Origin of the sequence: Paenibacillus sp. CFBP13512 (genome assembly GCF_005233705.1) — a bacterium.
Lineage (GTDB): Bacteria > Bacillota > Bacilli > Paenibacillales > Paenibacillaceae > Saccharibacillus > Saccharibacillus nuruki.
On record NZ_QGAD01000003.1, the window covers coordinates 397,508 to 412,002 of the forward strand.

Annotated in this window: 15 protein-coding genes; 12 read left to right on the forward strand and 3 right to left on the reverse strand. The window is 36.9% G+C overall.

The features are described 5' to 3' along the window. Positions 1-24 precede the first annotated feature (24 nt). From PaeCFBP13512_RS06180 to PaeCFBP13512_RS06200, 6 genes are all read left to right on the forward strand, one after another. Positions 25-846 carry an AraC family ligand binding domain-containing protein gene (locus tag PaeCFBP13512_RS06180; protein ID WP_137221909.1) on the forward strand — a complete coding sequence of 274 codons (822 nt, stop codon included), beginning with the start codon at positions 25-27 and terminating at the stop codon, positions 844-846. Next, the gene (locus tag PaeCFBP13512_RS06185) at positions 847-1,479 is read left to right on the forward strand and encodes a LysE family translocator (RefSeq protein WP_137221911.1); all 633 of its coding nucleotides are present in this window, start codon (positions 847-849) and stop codon (positions 1,477-1,479) included. Between the two features lie 201 nt (positions 1,480-1,680). Further along, positions 1,681-2,691, forward strand: a complete 1,011-nt coding sequence (locus PaeCFBP13512_RS06190; protein WP_069328622.1) for an ROK family protein — start codon at positions 1,681-1,683, stop codon at positions 2,689-2,691. Between the two features lie 148 nt (positions 2,692-2,839). Then, on the forward strand, positions 2,840-4,066 hold the full coding sequence (locus PaeCFBP13512_RS06195; RefSeq protein WP_137221913.1) for an MFS transporter: 1,227 nt from the start codon (positions 2,840-2,842) through the stop codon (positions 4,064-4,066). A gap of 95 nt (positions 4,067-4,161) precedes the next feature. Beyond that, positions 4,162-4,311: a hypothetical protein gene (locus PaeCFBP13512_RS23175; protein ID WP_161594223.1), complete on the forward strand. Its 150-nt coding sequence runs from the start codon at positions 4,162-4,164 to the stop codon at positions 4,309-4,311. Between the two features lie 108 nt (positions 4,312-4,419). Then, positions 4,420-5,082, forward strand: coding sequence for an SGNH/GDSL hydrolase family protein (locus PaeCFBP13512_RS06200; protein ID WP_137221915.1), 663 nt, complete (start codon positions 4,420-4,422; stop codon positions 5,080-5,082). 35 nt (positions 5,083-5,117) lie between these two features. Here the strand turns inward: PaeCFBP13512_RS06200 and PaeCFBP13512_RS06205 are convergent, their stop codons facing one another. Then, on the reverse strand, positions 5,118-5,711 hold the full coding sequence (locus PaeCFBP13512_RS06205) for a TetR family transcriptional regulator (RefSeq protein ID WP_161594224.1): 594 nt from the start codon (positions 5,709-5,711) through the stop codon (positions 5,118-5,120). 186 nt (positions 5,712-5,897) lie between these two features. On the opposite strand from PaeCFBP13512_RS06205, the gene PaeCFBP13512_RS06210 reads away from it, so the two are divergent. Next, entirely contained in the window at positions 5,898-7,022 is a 1,125-nt protein-coding gene (locus PaeCFBP13512_RS06210) for an NADH:flavin oxidoreductase (RefSeq protein WP_069328618.1), read from the forward strand. Positions 7,023-7,159: 137 nt separating this feature from the next. Here the strand turns inward: PaeCFBP13512_RS06210 and PaeCFBP13512_RS06215 are convergent, their stop codons facing one another. Further along, complete coding sequence (locus tag PaeCFBP13512_RS06215; RefSeq protein WP_241669295.1) at positions 7,160-8,551, reverse strand: N-acetylmuramoyl-L-alanine amidase family protein; 1,392 nt, start codon at positions 8,549-8,551, stop codon at positions 7,160-7,162. 197 nt (positions 8,552-8,748) lie between these two features. Beyond that, positions 8,749-9,660, reverse strand: coding sequence for a heme o synthase (gene cyoE / locus PaeCFBP13512_RS06220; RefSeq protein WP_069328616.1), 912 nt, complete (start codon positions 9,658-9,660; stop codon positions 8,749-8,751). A gap of 342 nt (positions 9,661-10,002) precedes the next feature. Here cyoE and PaeCFBP13512_RS06225 point away from each other — a divergent pair, with 342 nt between their 5' ends. The 5 genes from PaeCFBP13512_RS06225 (at position 10,003) to PaeCFBP13512_RS06245 (ending at position 14,333) form a co-directional block, all read left to right on the forward strand. Further along, positions 10,003-10,608, forward strand: coding sequence for a pentapeptide repeat-containing protein (locus tag PaeCFBP13512_RS06225; protein WP_137221920.1), 606 nt, complete (start codon positions 10,003-10,005; stop codon positions 10,606-10,608). A 201-nt stretch (positions 10,609-10,809) separates the two neighbouring features. Beyond that, positions 10,810-11,760 (forward strand): pectate lyase, encoded by a 951-nt coding sequence (gene pelA / locus PaeCFBP13512_RS06230; RefSeq protein ID WP_137221922.1) that lies wholly within the window; start codon positions 10,810-10,812, stop codon positions 11,758-11,760. 435 nt (positions 11,761-12,195) lie between these two features. Next, positions 12,196-12,414: a tyrosine-type recombinase/integrase gene (locus tag PaeCFBP13512_RS06235; RefSeq protein ID WP_241669296.1), complete on the forward strand. Its 219-nt coding sequence runs from the start codon at positions 12,196-12,198 to the stop codon at positions 12,412-12,414. 99 nt (positions 12,415-12,513) lie between these two features. Then, a complete protein-coding gene (locus tag PaeCFBP13512_RS06240; RefSeq protein ID WP_137221924.1) occupies positions 12,514-13,032 on the forward strand; it encodes a hypothetical protein in 519 nt (172 codons plus the stop codon). Positions 13,033-13,190: 158 nt separating this feature from the next. Continuing rightward, complete coding sequence (locus PaeCFBP13512_RS06245) at positions 13,191-14,333, forward strand: hypothetical protein (RefSeq protein ID WP_137221926.1); 1,143 nt, start codon at positions 13,191-13,193, stop codon at positions 14,331-14,333. Positions 14,334-14,495 lie beyond the last annotated feature (162 nt).

Here is a 14,495-nt window from a genome sequence, read left to right on the forward strand (position 1 = left end):
CCAGCAGGTTAGGAGGATAACAAGATGGCAAATGAACTCAGAACATTACATTTGGATACTCAGCTTCAGATAGAAGCTTATCAATTTCAAGGTATTATGCAGAAATTTTCTCCTCATTTTCATGAGTATTATGTGATCGGATTTATTGAAGCAGGTCAAAGGCAATTGATCTGTAAAGGGAAAGAATACATTATTAATCCGGGTGATTTACTGTTATTTAATCCATATGATATTCATAGCTGTGAACAGATCGATCATCTTACTCTGGATTACCGCTGTATCAACGTTAGTATTGATGTGATGCGAGAGTTTAACCAAGGAGAACTTCCTTATTTTGCTTACAATGTACTTGTAGATCATCCATTAACTCAGACGTTAAAGCAGTTACATTCATCTATTGTGAGCGCAGAAGATCAGCTTGCCAAAGAAGCACTATTCCAGCAATTACTACAATCTTTGATTGAGCAATATACAGATATGTCTGTGCAACATGCACATGCAGTATCTCATCAACACCCAGATATCCAGACCGTCTGTCATTACCTGGAGCAACATTATTCGCAGACCGTGACGCTGGCTGAATTAAGTGATCTGATAGGCTATAACAAATATCAATTGATTCGTGCTTTTCAAGATGAGAAAAAGATTACTCCTTACAATTACTTGGAGACGATACGTATTAACAAAGCGAAAGAACTGCTAGAGCAAGGCACACCTTTGATCGAAGTTGCTATACAGACAGGATTCAGTGATCAAAGCCATTTTAGCAAGTTTTTCAAAAAAATGGTCGGTCTAACACCCAAGCAGTATCTCAATGTCTTTCGACAAGAACGGTTGAGTTCTTAAATGGAACATCTGTTGACGTACATATTAATGGCTGTGTTGATGTCGATGTTACCGGGTACAGATACGGTATTGATTATGCGGAATTATTTTGCCTATGGAGCCAAAGGGGCTTATTATACTGTAATCGGTATTGCAACAGGATTGTTGTTCTGGACATGTATTGCGGTATTAGGTCTTTCTGTAGCGATCTCGCAATCTGTTTTTGTTTTCAATCTGATTCGATATGTAGGAGCAGCATACTTATTGTATATCGGGATTAGAGTATTATTGACTCGAAGTCATTTGCAAATTCAATCTTTACAACCTAACGATTCATCTGTGATGATGCATCAGCCTACCAAGCATTACAAAGAATCATTGTTACAAGGTATGATCAGTAATATTCTAAATCCCAAAACAGTGCTCGTATATGTTACTTTTATTCCTCAATTTATTGATACAGAAGGGCATGTGCATCAGCAATTACTGTATCTAGGATTGATTCTAACGTTGATTGCTGTAATCTGGTTTATCGTATTAGTCGGATTACTTCAACATCTTCAACACGTATTGCAAAAGCCTAAAGTACAGCTTGTTTTCCAAAAGTTAACCGGACTTGCGCTAATCGGATTTGGTGTGAAAACAGCTCTATAATTATTTAGGTAGTAATTTTAAGTGTAGGTTTTATATGAGCGATTATGTATAACTTTGACTCCCATTATAATAAGGATAGCAAGACGAATGGGTCGTTCAAAACCTTTGTTTGTTTTCTATAGTATGCCTTGTCTTGACAAGTCGATAGCATTTCCCACATACTAAATAAACCCTATTTATTATGTATTAGGAAAGGTTATTATGAAAAAGATAAGTACTCATTTAATCAAAGAAATTAATCTAAGCAATGTGCGCCGTGTGATGAAAGATATCGAAGTCGGTACTAAGCCACAGATCGCTGAATTGACTCAATTAAGTGTTGTTACCATTAACTCATTGATCAAAGAATTAGTGGAACAGGGCGAGATTGCTGAAGACAAAATGATTCCTTCTAATGGTGGTCGACCGGCTTTGACCTATCGTTATAATTATAATTTCAGTATGGCTCTGGTCATCTATATGAATGTAAAGCAAGGCAAAGATACCACTTCGGCAAGTGTTATCAATTTACGAGAAGATATTTTAGAAAAAAAAGAGTATCATATGCCGATCTTTGAACATGAAAGCTTTTACGAAATGATCGATTATTATCTTGCTCGTTATCCTGCCATCAAAGTGATAGGAGTCGGTATCCCGGGACAAGCAATCGACGGACAGATTATTGTAAGTAGCCACCCTAATCTACAAGGTGTGCGTATGAGTGAAGATATTCAATCTCATTTTGGTATTCCAGTTGTGTTGGAAAATGATATTAATGCTGCAATTACTGGATATTATGTACAGCAGGACTCACCACAAGAACAATGTATTGTAGGGATGTATTTTCCAGAGAAGTATTGTCCGGGTATGGGAATCCATCTGAATGGGCAATTGATTAAAGGAAAACATGGGATGGCAGGAGAGATTAAGTTTTTGCCGATCAATATTGATTGGGAAAGCGATCTTAGCAAAGATACTTTTATAGAAACGCTGTGTCATTTAGTTCAGACGACGAATGCTATTCTAGCACCACAACAGATCATTATGTATCAAAGTTATATTCAAGAAGAAGAGTGGGCTCCGTATTGGGAAGCCTATCAAGTGAAGCGTGCTATGCCTTCTTATCCTGAACTTATTTTCCTAGATTCATTCCATGATGACTTTGAAATTGGAATGAAATGGTTAACACTCAAAGCATTAGAACCCTTTCTATCGCATATTCCGAATATTTAAATACTCTCATTACGCAATGAGAGTATTTTTTTATAAATAAAGTAAGATCGTATTGACAGTTAATACAGTCTATTGCATACTTAATAAATATTCTTTATTAAGTTGGTTTATTTAATTAGATATTATCATGTTGGAGGGGTATTGTCGGATGGCTACTTGGTTTCTTATTGTTATTTATCTTGCATTTATCAGTTTAGGGATTCCGGATGCATTGCTTGGTTCAGCATGGCCGGTCATGCATCCACAAATTGGAGCTTCACTTGAATCTGCTGGCTTATTATCTATGATTATTGCAGCAGGTACGATTGTATCCAGTCTAGCAAGTGGAACGATTATCAAAAAATGGGGAACCGGGCAGCTTACATTATTTAGCTGTGCGTTAACGGCTAGTGCTTTGCTAGGATTTTCATTTGCTCCTTCGTTATTATGGTTAGCTTTATTAGCTATTCCATTAGGGCTTGGTGCAGGCGCAGTAGATGCTGCACTTAACCATTATGTAGCCAATCATTATAAAGCCCATCATATGAGCTGGTTGCACTGCTTCTGGGGAGTCGGAGCAATGACAGGACCGATCATTATGTCTTATTTTATCGCTAAACATGGATCATGGCGTGAAGGATATTCGACGGTATCTATGATTCAATGGGGACTGGTTCTTATCTTACTGGTTACTTTACCCCTTTGGAAAAAAGTAGCGAACCTTCAACAATCCAAAATCGATCATAACGACCTATCTGATCCATCATCTGAACCGACAAATGATACTTCTACAGAGGTGAATTCAAAAAAGGTTCATCCGATCCGTATCAAAGGCGTAAAGATGACATTGATCGCATTTCTATTCTACTGTGGAGTAGAATCGACTGTCGGCTTATGGGGTGCTAGTTATCTTGTAGGTGCTAAATCAATGACTGCTGAAACCGCCGCTCTGTGGGTGTCTTTGTATTATGGCGGCATTACCGTAGGTCGATTGATAACCGGCTTTATTACGATGAAAGTCAACAATCGTATTTTGATTCTGGCAGGTCAGATTATCGCAGTGAGTGGAGTAGTGCTTATGTTACTTCCTTTACCTAATATCGCCAGTATGATCGGGTTGATTTTGATCGGTATAGGCTTCGCACCTGTGTATCCAGGATTAATCCATGAAACGCCACATCGCTTCGGTAAAGTGAATTCAGCTCAACTGATTGGATACCAGATGGCAGTTGCTTATACAGGAACTACCTTTTTACCACCGCTATTCGGTGTTTTAGCTTCACAGTGGAGTATTCATCTTTTCCCTATTGTCGTGCTGATCTTTATAGTAGGGATGTTGTTAAGCTCTGAATCTGTAAATGTAGCACTCAAAAGAAGACAATCAAACCACTATTAATAGCATCTTATTTTTTCAGACTTCTAATGACTACTATATCTACTTAAAGTAGGAAATTGTTTGTATATCTGACTGAATAGAAAGAAGGGAGTATTATGTTACTCATTTCAGGATTAATTCTATGGATGTTATTATGTATTGTCATTTTATTCGGTGCTAGTTATGCAGCAACAGACAAAGTCCCAGATCTAGACAAGAAGAACTCTAAATCAGATGATCCATTTGCTTATTTATTTCCTTTATAACAAAGCTCTTTATTATAGAAATCTTTTTTCAAGTGTTTGGTAATCTTTCTTTCTTATAAATACCTTTGCTATATTAGTAATAGTATTTATAAGAAAGGAGCTACATATATGTGTGCATTATATCAGAATCAAACAGCTGTTTTTTTAGGAGATAGTATTACCTTTGGTTATGAATTAAAAGAAGGAGAACAAGCATATCCTGCTTTAGTTAGCGAAAGCTTAGGTTTGAATTCTTATGAAAATCACGGAATTTCTGGAAGCAGTGTATCTAGCGGCGGATGGGAACCGATGTGTGAACGATATCAAAATATGAATAGAGACGCAGATATCATCTTTTTTATGGGAGGTCGAAATGATTTCTCCTCATCAGAAAATGAATTTGGAGATATAAATACTTCTGTCGATGATACATATACTTTTTATGGGGCTTTAAAACATATTGCTGAGGGACTTATTCAATATTATCCGGATCGCTTAATTGTCTTTTTGACTCCACCTCATGGATCAAGCAATAGCGTACCTGAGCATTTACCGAACAGAACAACAGGTAAAATCTATAGCGATTACGTTCAAGCTGTACGAGAAGTCGCTTCGCTCTATTCTTTTCCTTGTTGTGACCTATGGAATACAGCAGGGATTCAGCCTCTACTGGAAGTTCACAAAAATATGTATTTTACAGGAGAAAACGGTATACCTGACGGACTGCACCCTAATCAAAAAGGGCATGAGCGATTAGCCAATCGGATCGTTGGATTTATGAAAACATTATAAAAGAATACGTTATAACCTAAAGGCTGATAGGTCTATCAGCCTTTTTTTGTTGCATGTAATATATTCAGTCCACCCATAACGATCAGAACAACACTTTCAGCTAAATTAGATGGAGATTGTTCATGACTTTGTTTCCAACGATAAGCCGCTCCGTATATTGCCCAGCTAATCATGGTCGCTGCTGTTGCTAATGTATGCTCATCGGCATGTGTATGTTCTTGAGTGATTAACTTGAGTATAAATTTCTCTAACTGTACTTTAACGTTTTCTTCCATAATGGCAGATACAGAATTGTATTTTTTGATACAAGTCATACTCGAATCATGATATTCACACAGTGCCATGACTAACTCATAGATCATTTCTTCGGTTAAATTGATATGATTATCCACTTTGTTGATTACAAATTGTAAAAAAGTATCAGACAACATCGTTTCCAATAACGCATATTTATCTGGAAAATGAGCATAAAAGGTTGCCCGATTAATCGTCGCATGTTTGGTAATATCGCTGATCGTGATCGTTTCAAAATCCATGTTATGAAGTTGTTCTAGAAATGAATCCAAAATCAACTGTCTTGTACGAATCACACGCGGATCATTAGGATTAGGAGAAAGAACACTTGCCATCGTTATACACCACTTTCGGTCTAAGTTATATTTATTATAGACGCACCTTCTTGTAGCAACAAGTATAAAGAAGATAAACAACAATATGATCGATCTGTTGCTTAAGCAAAATAACAGAAACATTGTTGGTTGTAGAGCATATCAAAGCTTGATAGGATCGATGTATACCAATCAGGAGGTGCTATTTTGAATAATCAACAACAACAAACTCATTCAACAGAAGCTTTATTTCAACCATATACACTAGGTACATTAACGTTACCTACTCGAATCGTGATGGCTCCAATGAGTCGTATGTTCTCGATCAATGGAGTACCCGGAGAAGATGTAGCGACTTATTACCGTCGCCGGGCTGAAAAGGGAGTCGGATTGATTATCACAGAGAGTACCAATATAGATCATCCAGCAGTGATCAGTGAACCTAATATCCCTAACTTTTATGGAGAAGAAGCTTTACGTGGATGGGCTGAAGTGGCACGTCAAGTGCATGAAGTAGGGGGCAAGATATTCCCGCAATTTGGGCATATGGGTATTGCTCGTCCAGCAGGTTCTTTACCGCATCCAGAAGCTCCATCGCTTGCTCCGTCCGGGCTTGATTTGGATGGTAAGCAGGTAACTGAACCGATGACTCAGCAAGAGATTGATGAGGTGATTCAAGCCTTTGTCGATGCGGCTGTACAAGCGCAGAAGCTTGGATTTGACGGTATACAGGTTCATGGTGCACATGGTTATTTGATTGATCAATTTTTCTGGGAGAAAACCAATCAACGTACTGACCGATATGGTGGAGACTTTATCAAGCGTGCTCAATTCGCTGTCGAAATTATTCAAAAGATACGAGCTGAGGTAGGGCCAGACTATCCAATAGCGATTCGTTTGTCTCAGTGGAAAATGAGTGATTATCAAGCCAAACTATTCGATACCCCTGAACAACTGGGTCAATTTCTAGATGTGTTAGTAGAAGCTGGTGTCGATATCTTTGACTGCTCCACACGTCGCTTCTGGGAGCCTGCTTTCGAAGGATCAGATCTAAGTCTAGCAGGATGGGTGAAGAAGCTAACAGGCAAGCCAACGATTACTGTCGGCTCTATTGGACTCGATAGTGATTTCACAACGTTATATACCGAAGGGAAAGGAGCCGAGCAAAAAGATATCCAAGCGTTGTTAGATCGTTTGGATGACAATGAGTTCGATCTTGTCGCTGTCGGACGTGCATTGATTAGTGATCCCGATTGGGCGATCAAAATTCGTGAAAATCGCACGGAAGAATTGCATAATTTCACACCTGAATCGTTAACAACATTGATCTGAAATAAAGCTACACATTCAATACAAACATAAAAAAAGCGTTCTTCATGTATAGTGAAGAGCGCTTTTTGCTGTAGAACTTTTGCTATAGAATAATAGATTAGATAAGAAGATTAGGTATCATCATAAACAAAGCAGATTTATTTGATATTCAAATATTCTTTAAGCCCTGCTACAATCGCTTGCGCTACTTTATTTTGAAAATCATCTTGTACCATAATGGATTCTTCTGTTTTGTTAGTCAAAAATCCAATTTCAAGTAGCGCTGCTGGCATGGTTGTTTTGCGGATCACCAGATAGTTGGCTTGCTTGGAGTTGCGATCTTTAAACCCTGTAGCGGCAAGCACATGTTTTTGAATAATATCAGATAACAGCTTACTGCGCTTGGTATCGGCATAGAATGTTTCAGTACCGCTAGCGTCTTTGTTAGGAGCCGCATTACCATGAATCGAAAGAAACACATCGGCATTAGCATCTTCAGCGATTTTCACACGACTATCTAACGGAATAAATGTATCATCGGTGCGTGTCATAATCAGATCAATTTGCGATTCTTTTTTGAGTAGGGCAGCGACTTTATTCCCTACATTTAGAACTACATTTTTTTCAAGTACGCCTGTAGCTCCTATACCACCTGAATCGGTATCTCCATGACCGGGATCAATAATCACTACTTTTTTACCGCCAGAGCCAACCGGTTTGGTGGTTGCAGTGGTATTGAGATCGACAAAAGTCAGATCATTTTGTTGATACAGTTTATACGATTTGCTTTGATTAAGATCGATCACGACACGGACTTGAGAAGGCTGGCTACTGAAGATAGAGTAACGAATCTGCTTCACATCTGCTGATCCAGTCACCGGTATCGTTCCAACTTCACCTTGTTTTAATTCAGTGCCTTGTAGAAATCCTGCACCGAAAGATGTTTTGGGCAAGTCGATCACGATGCGATTCGGATTCGTAAGGACAGAGTCTACTGGATTTACTTTATCGCTCGACGAAATCATTAAGCGATTGTCACTGTAGCTAATCCCTTCGATAGTCGTACTATTGGGATCAGGTGTAACTCCATTATTGGTATCCGGCCCAGCAGTTACTTTTTCTAAATGAACTGTTTTGGATGTGTTATCCCATTTTACTTTCAATCCCATCTCTGTACCGACAAAACGTAAAGGAACATAGGTTGTATTAGACTTCATAAATGGAGATTGCTCTAGTACCACATTGCCACGGGTAGAGTCTGCATTAGACTGTCCAACCGTCAGCTTGATTGTTGCAGAAGGATTCGATATGGTCACTTGTTGATCTGACTTTTTCCACTTTACGTTATAGCCCAACTTTTCGGAGATCACTCGAATAGGAACCATTGTCGTCTGATTGGTAATCATGACATCACCAGCACCTTCGATAGGCTGGTTATCCAACATAATTTGTGTAGATGCCGCTGTCGTTGTCTGCGGAAGTAAAATGAAAAAGCTCATCAAGAATGCGAATGTTATCGTTAGCCATAGATTTCGAGTATTCCGGTTCATTGTTATCTCATCTTCTTTCCCGTTAGAATAGTGCTCACTTATGTATATTCGGTTTCTCCACTTAAAAGGTTAAACTCATCTAAAGAAAAAAAGTTTCTCTAATGCAAAAATAAAAGCAAAATAAAAAAAGCTATAATCGATTCCTCTATAGAAGAGAGAACCGATTATAGCTCTAATCATCACGTACCTATGATCTATTAAGCGATCAAACAGTACGCAATAATCATCAAGAAGATAATCGTAATATGATTGATCGAGAAGATAAACATTTTGTGTGACCATTTTTTGTTTTCGTATTTTTTGAATGTGGATACACTGAGAATCAACCATGCTAGTGTTACCACAAAAGATACGAGAGTCACATAAGGACTTAATGTCCAGAACAGGAAGCTTGAGAATAAAAGCAATACGATATATACATTGGTCTGAATATACGTGCGTCTGATTCCTTTAACGATCGGAAGCATAGGAACGCTTGCTGCTTTGTATTCATCAAATCTGCGAATTGCAATACCGTAGAAATGCGGCATCTGCCATAGTAACATTGTTACGACAAGTGCCCAAATTTCGAAATGCCCCAAATCTTGTGAAATCGCACACCAACCAATCAATGGTGGCACGGCTCCAGAAAGACTACCAACTTCCGTATTGTAGACTGTTGTACGCTTTGTCCACATGGTATAGGGAACGACATACAGAAAAAGTCCCAATATACCGAACACAGCCGCCATTGGCGTAGCCATATACAATACAATAGCACCCAAAATTGTCATCGTAAAACCGATAATCAAACCTGTTTTGGTATCCACTTGGCCAGTAACGGTTGGACGGGTTCGGGTTCGTTCCATAATGGCATCAATATCCCGGTCATACAAGTTATTAAATGCTCCTGCGGAAGCAATAATCAAAGTCGATCCAACCATAGCGAGGATAATCGGTACAATTTGTCCCCAGACGGATTCATTAAATACATAAAGTGCCATACATAAACCAGCAATAACAGCAATCAGATTAGATTTGATAATACCGACTTTGATTGTATCAAAAAAAGCTTTAGGTATTGAACTGTACTCCACTGTAATGTTAGACTGCGCACTATTATTCATCATTATCATCTACCCATTTCTATATAATTAAAATTTTATACGATATAATGTAGTAATTATATCACTGTTTATAGTAGGTGAATTCTGTAACTTGACTTCGTTAATAATAATGTCATTTAAATGTGAACAATTTTAGAACACTCCGTAATTGAATTGTGAAAAATACACTGATATGATACAAGTCATATCTATTAAAAATAGCCTAAATCTATAGCAGAAGCAATCTAAATGAACACTTTAAAAAAAGGAATTGACTTTCACATCCATTTAAGCAGGGACTTGACACCTATATGGTATATTAAACTAGATTTGCTCAAATGACTTTATTTATTTTGGAGGGTTATTGTGTATCAATATAAAGATCAAGAATACGATGCGGTTGAATTTGATGGACGCGATTTGCGATATGGAGAACTGATAAATTGTACGTTTAAAAAATGTACGTTTATGAACGTATCAATGGACGAAATAGAAACAAGTTATTGCCGTTTTATCGAGTGCGATTTTAAGGGAGCCACATTAAATGGTTCGATACATACCGAATCCGCATTTGAAAACTGCTCTTTCACAGGTGCTAATCTATTTGTCGCCAAATTTAATTTGTGTAAAATGACAGGATCAGACTTTGCCGGTGCTCAGATGGATGGGATTACGCTCCATAAAGGCGATTGGTCGTACACGAATTTGAGTTATACGATATTTAAAAAGCAAGATTTGAGAGAAATTAAATTCTATGAAACCGACTTCTCCAATGCAGACTTATCTCTGGCTGACTTAAGAAAATGTGATCTTACCGGCGCTGTATTAATCAAAGCGAACTTGCATGGAACAGACCTTCGAGGGGCTAATCTGGAGGGTGTAGATCTGAAAGTATTGATCATCAAAAATACACGTCTGGATCGAGAACAAGCCGTATTAGTAGCACGTTCGCTAGGGGCTAAGATTGAATAAATGAGGATAGAATATGCAACTGACATATAGAATAAAAAATAAGAAAAACGGATCGAGCTATCTATATAAGCTCTGATCCGTTTTTTTATACTGTATATCAGATTAAAAGGAAATTATTTACATAAGAAACAAACTATAATAAGATCGCTATTAAAGATTGTAAGCGTTATCAAATAATGTATGTAAAAGGAGATTTAACTAATGAAAAAGAATAGAATATCGATTGTGTTAGCGTTCACGATGTTGCTTTCTGTACCCGTCGCTCTATTATCGCCTACGACAACTGTAATGGCGGCAGACGCTTCAGGCACTACAGCCAGTCTGGCAGATATTATCAAAAATCAACAAACCGATGGCGGATGGAAGAAGGACTACGCTGAAACCAGTGGAGACTGGGCGAAGTCTACGATCGACAACAAAGCGACATATACTGAGATTCGTAGATTGGCCAGTGAATACACTAAAACCAAAGACAGCAAATATTCAGCAGCTGCGATCAAAGGGATTAATTTTCTGATTAATATGCAATATGCGAATGGAGGATGGCCGCAAGTCTATCAAAGTTCAGGCTACCATACGCATATTACGTACAATGATGATGCGATGATTAACGTTATGATTTTGTTAGATGAAGTCGGTAATAAAAAGGGTGATTTTGCATTTATCGACAGCAATCTAGCTAGCAAAAGTAAACAGTCTGTCGATAAAGGAGTCAGTTGTATCTTAAAGACTCAAGTCACTTCAGGAGGCAAATTGACAGTATGGGGACAACAGCATGATTCCAGTACACTCAAACCTGCCGCCGCACGCATCTATGAAGTCCCTTCACTCAGTTCCAAAGAGAGCGCAACCATTGTGAAATTCCTCAAAACCAGACCTTCCACTTCCCAAATTGCGAGTTCGATTAAAGCAGCAGAAGACTGGTTCAAAGTTGTGCAAATTGTAGGGATCAAAGTGGTGAAAGAAAATAACGATGTGATCGTAGTAAATGATTCCAGTGTGACCAAACCGATCTGGACAAGATTTTATGAACTGAATACGAACAAACCTATTTTTATCGGACGTGATGGTATTGTGAAATATAAATTGAGCGATATTGATCAGGAAAGAAGAACGGGTTATGCGTGGTATGGTAACTGGTCACCGAGCTGAAAGATGGTGTTTTATATGTTGAATAATAATGATACGTGCTGAAGGAATGAGGATTTTTAGATGGATATCATCTGGAAGTCCTTTTTTGTGATCAAAATAATTTCCAAAATATAGTAATATATGATAATATAAGGTTTAAAAACTTAATATTAAAAACTAGAGGATACAGCAATAAAACGATCAAAGCTTATACCTTATAAATTTAATACTTTTTTGCTGTTTTTACTGTTCTTGAAATATAGAGTCACTTTACTGCAGTACAAACCTATACTTTATCTTTCTTCGAGAAAAATCGTTCCTATGCTTGTATGAATCAAGCGATCAAAAGCCAACCGTCTAGCTATTCCGAGGATAGCGAACAGGACGTGACCTAACTGAACGATCCGCAAAAAAGCGTTTGAAAAGGCGCTCAATCAACCCGACATTCGCAAGCAGGTGAGTTTGCATTCGCTAAGACATTCCTTTGATACCCATCTATTGGAAAATGAAACTGATCTTCTCTATATTCAAGAGTTGCTTGGACATCAGAGTGTACGAACAACAGAACGTTACACTCATGTGAGCAATCATAATAGCAGGAATATTCAAAGTCTGTTTGATCGGATAGAATTTTTTAAAAAAGCTATGTTAAGAAGGTCGGAAATGCTGCAATAAATTCGTGATGTATAAAGTTCGTGAATACAGCGATATAGGAGGAATGACAGAAATTCGTAAATTTTATGTCAAGCGAAATTTATAACAAAGGAGCTAGTAATGAAACATTTACAAAAAACATTAGAATTTCAACTCCAAGAAAATGATAGGTACGCAATAAAGAATCAAGGAATCTTATCAAAAGAATTATTCGGAAAGAGAAATAAAAATTCATGGGTTCAAGGTGAAGGTGTCGTTTATGTATTATTAGATTCGGATACAAAAGAATATATCTACGTAGGTGAATGTAGTTCAAATAGGTCTCCATTAGCTACAATCAATAGCGGACTTAATCGTTTGTACAGTTATGGCTTTAAAGGAAAAACTCATAGTGTTGATGCACATTTCTTCACTTTTGGTCCAATGACTAATTATAAAATTTTAGAAGATCAGCCTAAAGATAAACAAATAAAATATCTAACAGAAACTATAGAAGCAGAGATTGTTTATCATATTCGAGAGAAGACCGGGAATTGGCCGAAATTCCAAAACGAAATTCATTTCCGTAATGATTTAAAAAATGATATGAAAATACAGCAACAAATAGGAGATGTAATAAAAGAATTAGATTTAAATTAAATCTATATGATAAGAAGCAGATTTTGTTTAACACAATGTTAAAGCTGCGGGCATTCGCGGGACACTCGACATAAGTCGGGTCGTTAATAGAGAACGTTAAGCGAAATGCTAAAAACTTTTTTTGAAATCACATAAATTTAAATTGAAGGAGAGAAGTTATGAATATCGATTTTAAGTTATTAGAAAGAACTCTTGCCGAACATAAAGTTTATGATGCGTGGCAATATGTTGAAAGTCTCAACGAAACACTAGAATACATGGATATGTCATACAATTTGATCAATAAAGTGTATGAACATCGCAAGAACATACTAGAATCTACGAAAAATGAGATCATGGAACTTGCTTTAAAAGAAGGAATTGCTTCGTTTAGAAAAGACCATCTGGATAAAACCAACCTAAATATAGCTGGCTACGTAGTCGATGATGTAGCGTTCCTGCAGAAAAACTCAATAGAGTTTTTCCATTATGCAAGATTAAGCACGGATGTTTTATTTCAAATCGTAAATGCTGCTTTACTTGGAGATGAATCTTATGATGTAACAGACAGAATGCTATTGAGAAATGTACTATCCAAGGTAAATAACAATTTTACAACTATTTATCAACAACTCTCTACAATAAAAAATGATAACGAGTTTAAATATCTGTCTGCATTTGATAACTATATCAAGCATATAAAAACAATACTTATTACAGTGAAAAATAGTTTTATGGTGGGCAATACTAATGAGTTTTATATTAATCAATTTGTTTATAAAGATGTATTCTATGATCGTACAGAAGCATTAGGAAAAATAAAAGAAATCAATGACTATGTTATAAAAACTATAGGTAATATATTACAAGAAGTCATCCAACAAGTTCCTAACTGCTTAGATAATAGCCAAAGAATTCAACAAATTAAATTTAAAATGCAGTTCCAAAACAATAAAAGTAAAATTGATTTTCTTGCTTTCTTTATCGAGGTAGAAAACGAATTATCTGAATTACCTAATGAAATTAAGATATATCCATTAATTATTAAACCCAATAATGAAATTTACAGTTTTGACTTTAGATTCGAAAAAATCTTTATTAAGAAACTTAATTCAAGTTCTGATAGAGATGAGATTATTGGATGTGCAGATTTGAAAAATGGGTTAGAAACAAATGAAATTTATAGAGTATTTGAAGTTAAAGCTGCTTCAATGGCCGACTATCTTCAATATATGGCTGACTTTAAAAAGACAGACCATCAAATTACAATGAATTTTTATGCTATGGAAGGTGAAATAGTAGCTTATGACAACGGAAAATAGTATTCGTTGTAATAAAGGAATTGAACAATTTGAAAGCAAAGGAAAATCACTTTGCTTAACAGGATATTCACGCTGCGGGCATATGCCCTATGTCTGGCATACGTCGGGTCGTGAATACAGGAACGTTATACGACAGAATCAAAGATAGAAGAAAGGATTAAG

Coding starts and splice junctions, on each gene's coding strand:
- PaeCFBP13512_RS06180 (WP_137221909.1), top strand. CDS start 25: ATGGCAAATGAACTCAGAACATTACATTTGGATACTCAGCTTCAGATA.
- PaeCFBP13512_RS06185 (WP_137221911.1), top strand. CDS start 847: ATGGAACATCTGTTGACGTACATATTAATGGCTGTGTTGATGTCGATG.
- PaeCFBP13512_RS06190 (WP_069328622.1), top strand. CDS start 1,681: ATGAAAAAGATAAGTACTCATTTAATCAAAGAAATTAATCTAAGCAAT.
- PaeCFBP13512_RS06195 (WP_137221913.1), top strand. CDS start 2,840: ATGGCTACTTGGTTTCTTATTGTTATTTATCTTGCATTTATCAGTTTA.
- PaeCFBP13512_RS23175 (WP_161594223.1), top strand. CDS start 4,162: ATGTTACTCATTTCAGGATTAATTCTATGGATGTTATTATGTATTGTC.
- PaeCFBP13512_RS06200 (WP_137221915.1), top strand. CDS start 4,420: ATGTGTGCATTATATCAGAATCAAACAGCTGTTTTTTTAGGAGATAGT.
- PaeCFBP13512_RS06205 (WP_161594224.1), bottom strand. CDS start 5,711: ATGGCAAGTGTTCTTTCTCCTAATCCTAATGATCCGCGTGTGATTCGT.
- PaeCFBP13512_RS06215 (WP_241669295.1), bottom strand. CDS start 8,551: ATGAACCGGAATACTCGAAATCTATGGCTAACGATAACATTCGCATTC.
- cyoE (WP_069328616.1), bottom strand. CDS start 9,660: ATGATGAATAATAGTGCGCAGTCTAACATTACAGTGGAGTACAGTTCA.
- pelA (WP_137221922.1), top strand. CDS start 10,810: ATGAAAAAGAATAGAATATCGATTGTGTTAGCGTTCACGATGTTGCTT.
- PaeCFBP13512_RS06240 (WP_137221924.1), top strand. CDS start 12,514: ATGAAACATTTACAAAAAACATTAGAATTTCAACTCCAAGAAAATGAT.
- PaeCFBP13512_RS06245 (WP_137221926.1), top strand. CDS start 13,191: ATGAATATCGATTTTAAGTTATTAGAAAGAACTCTTGCCGAACATAAA.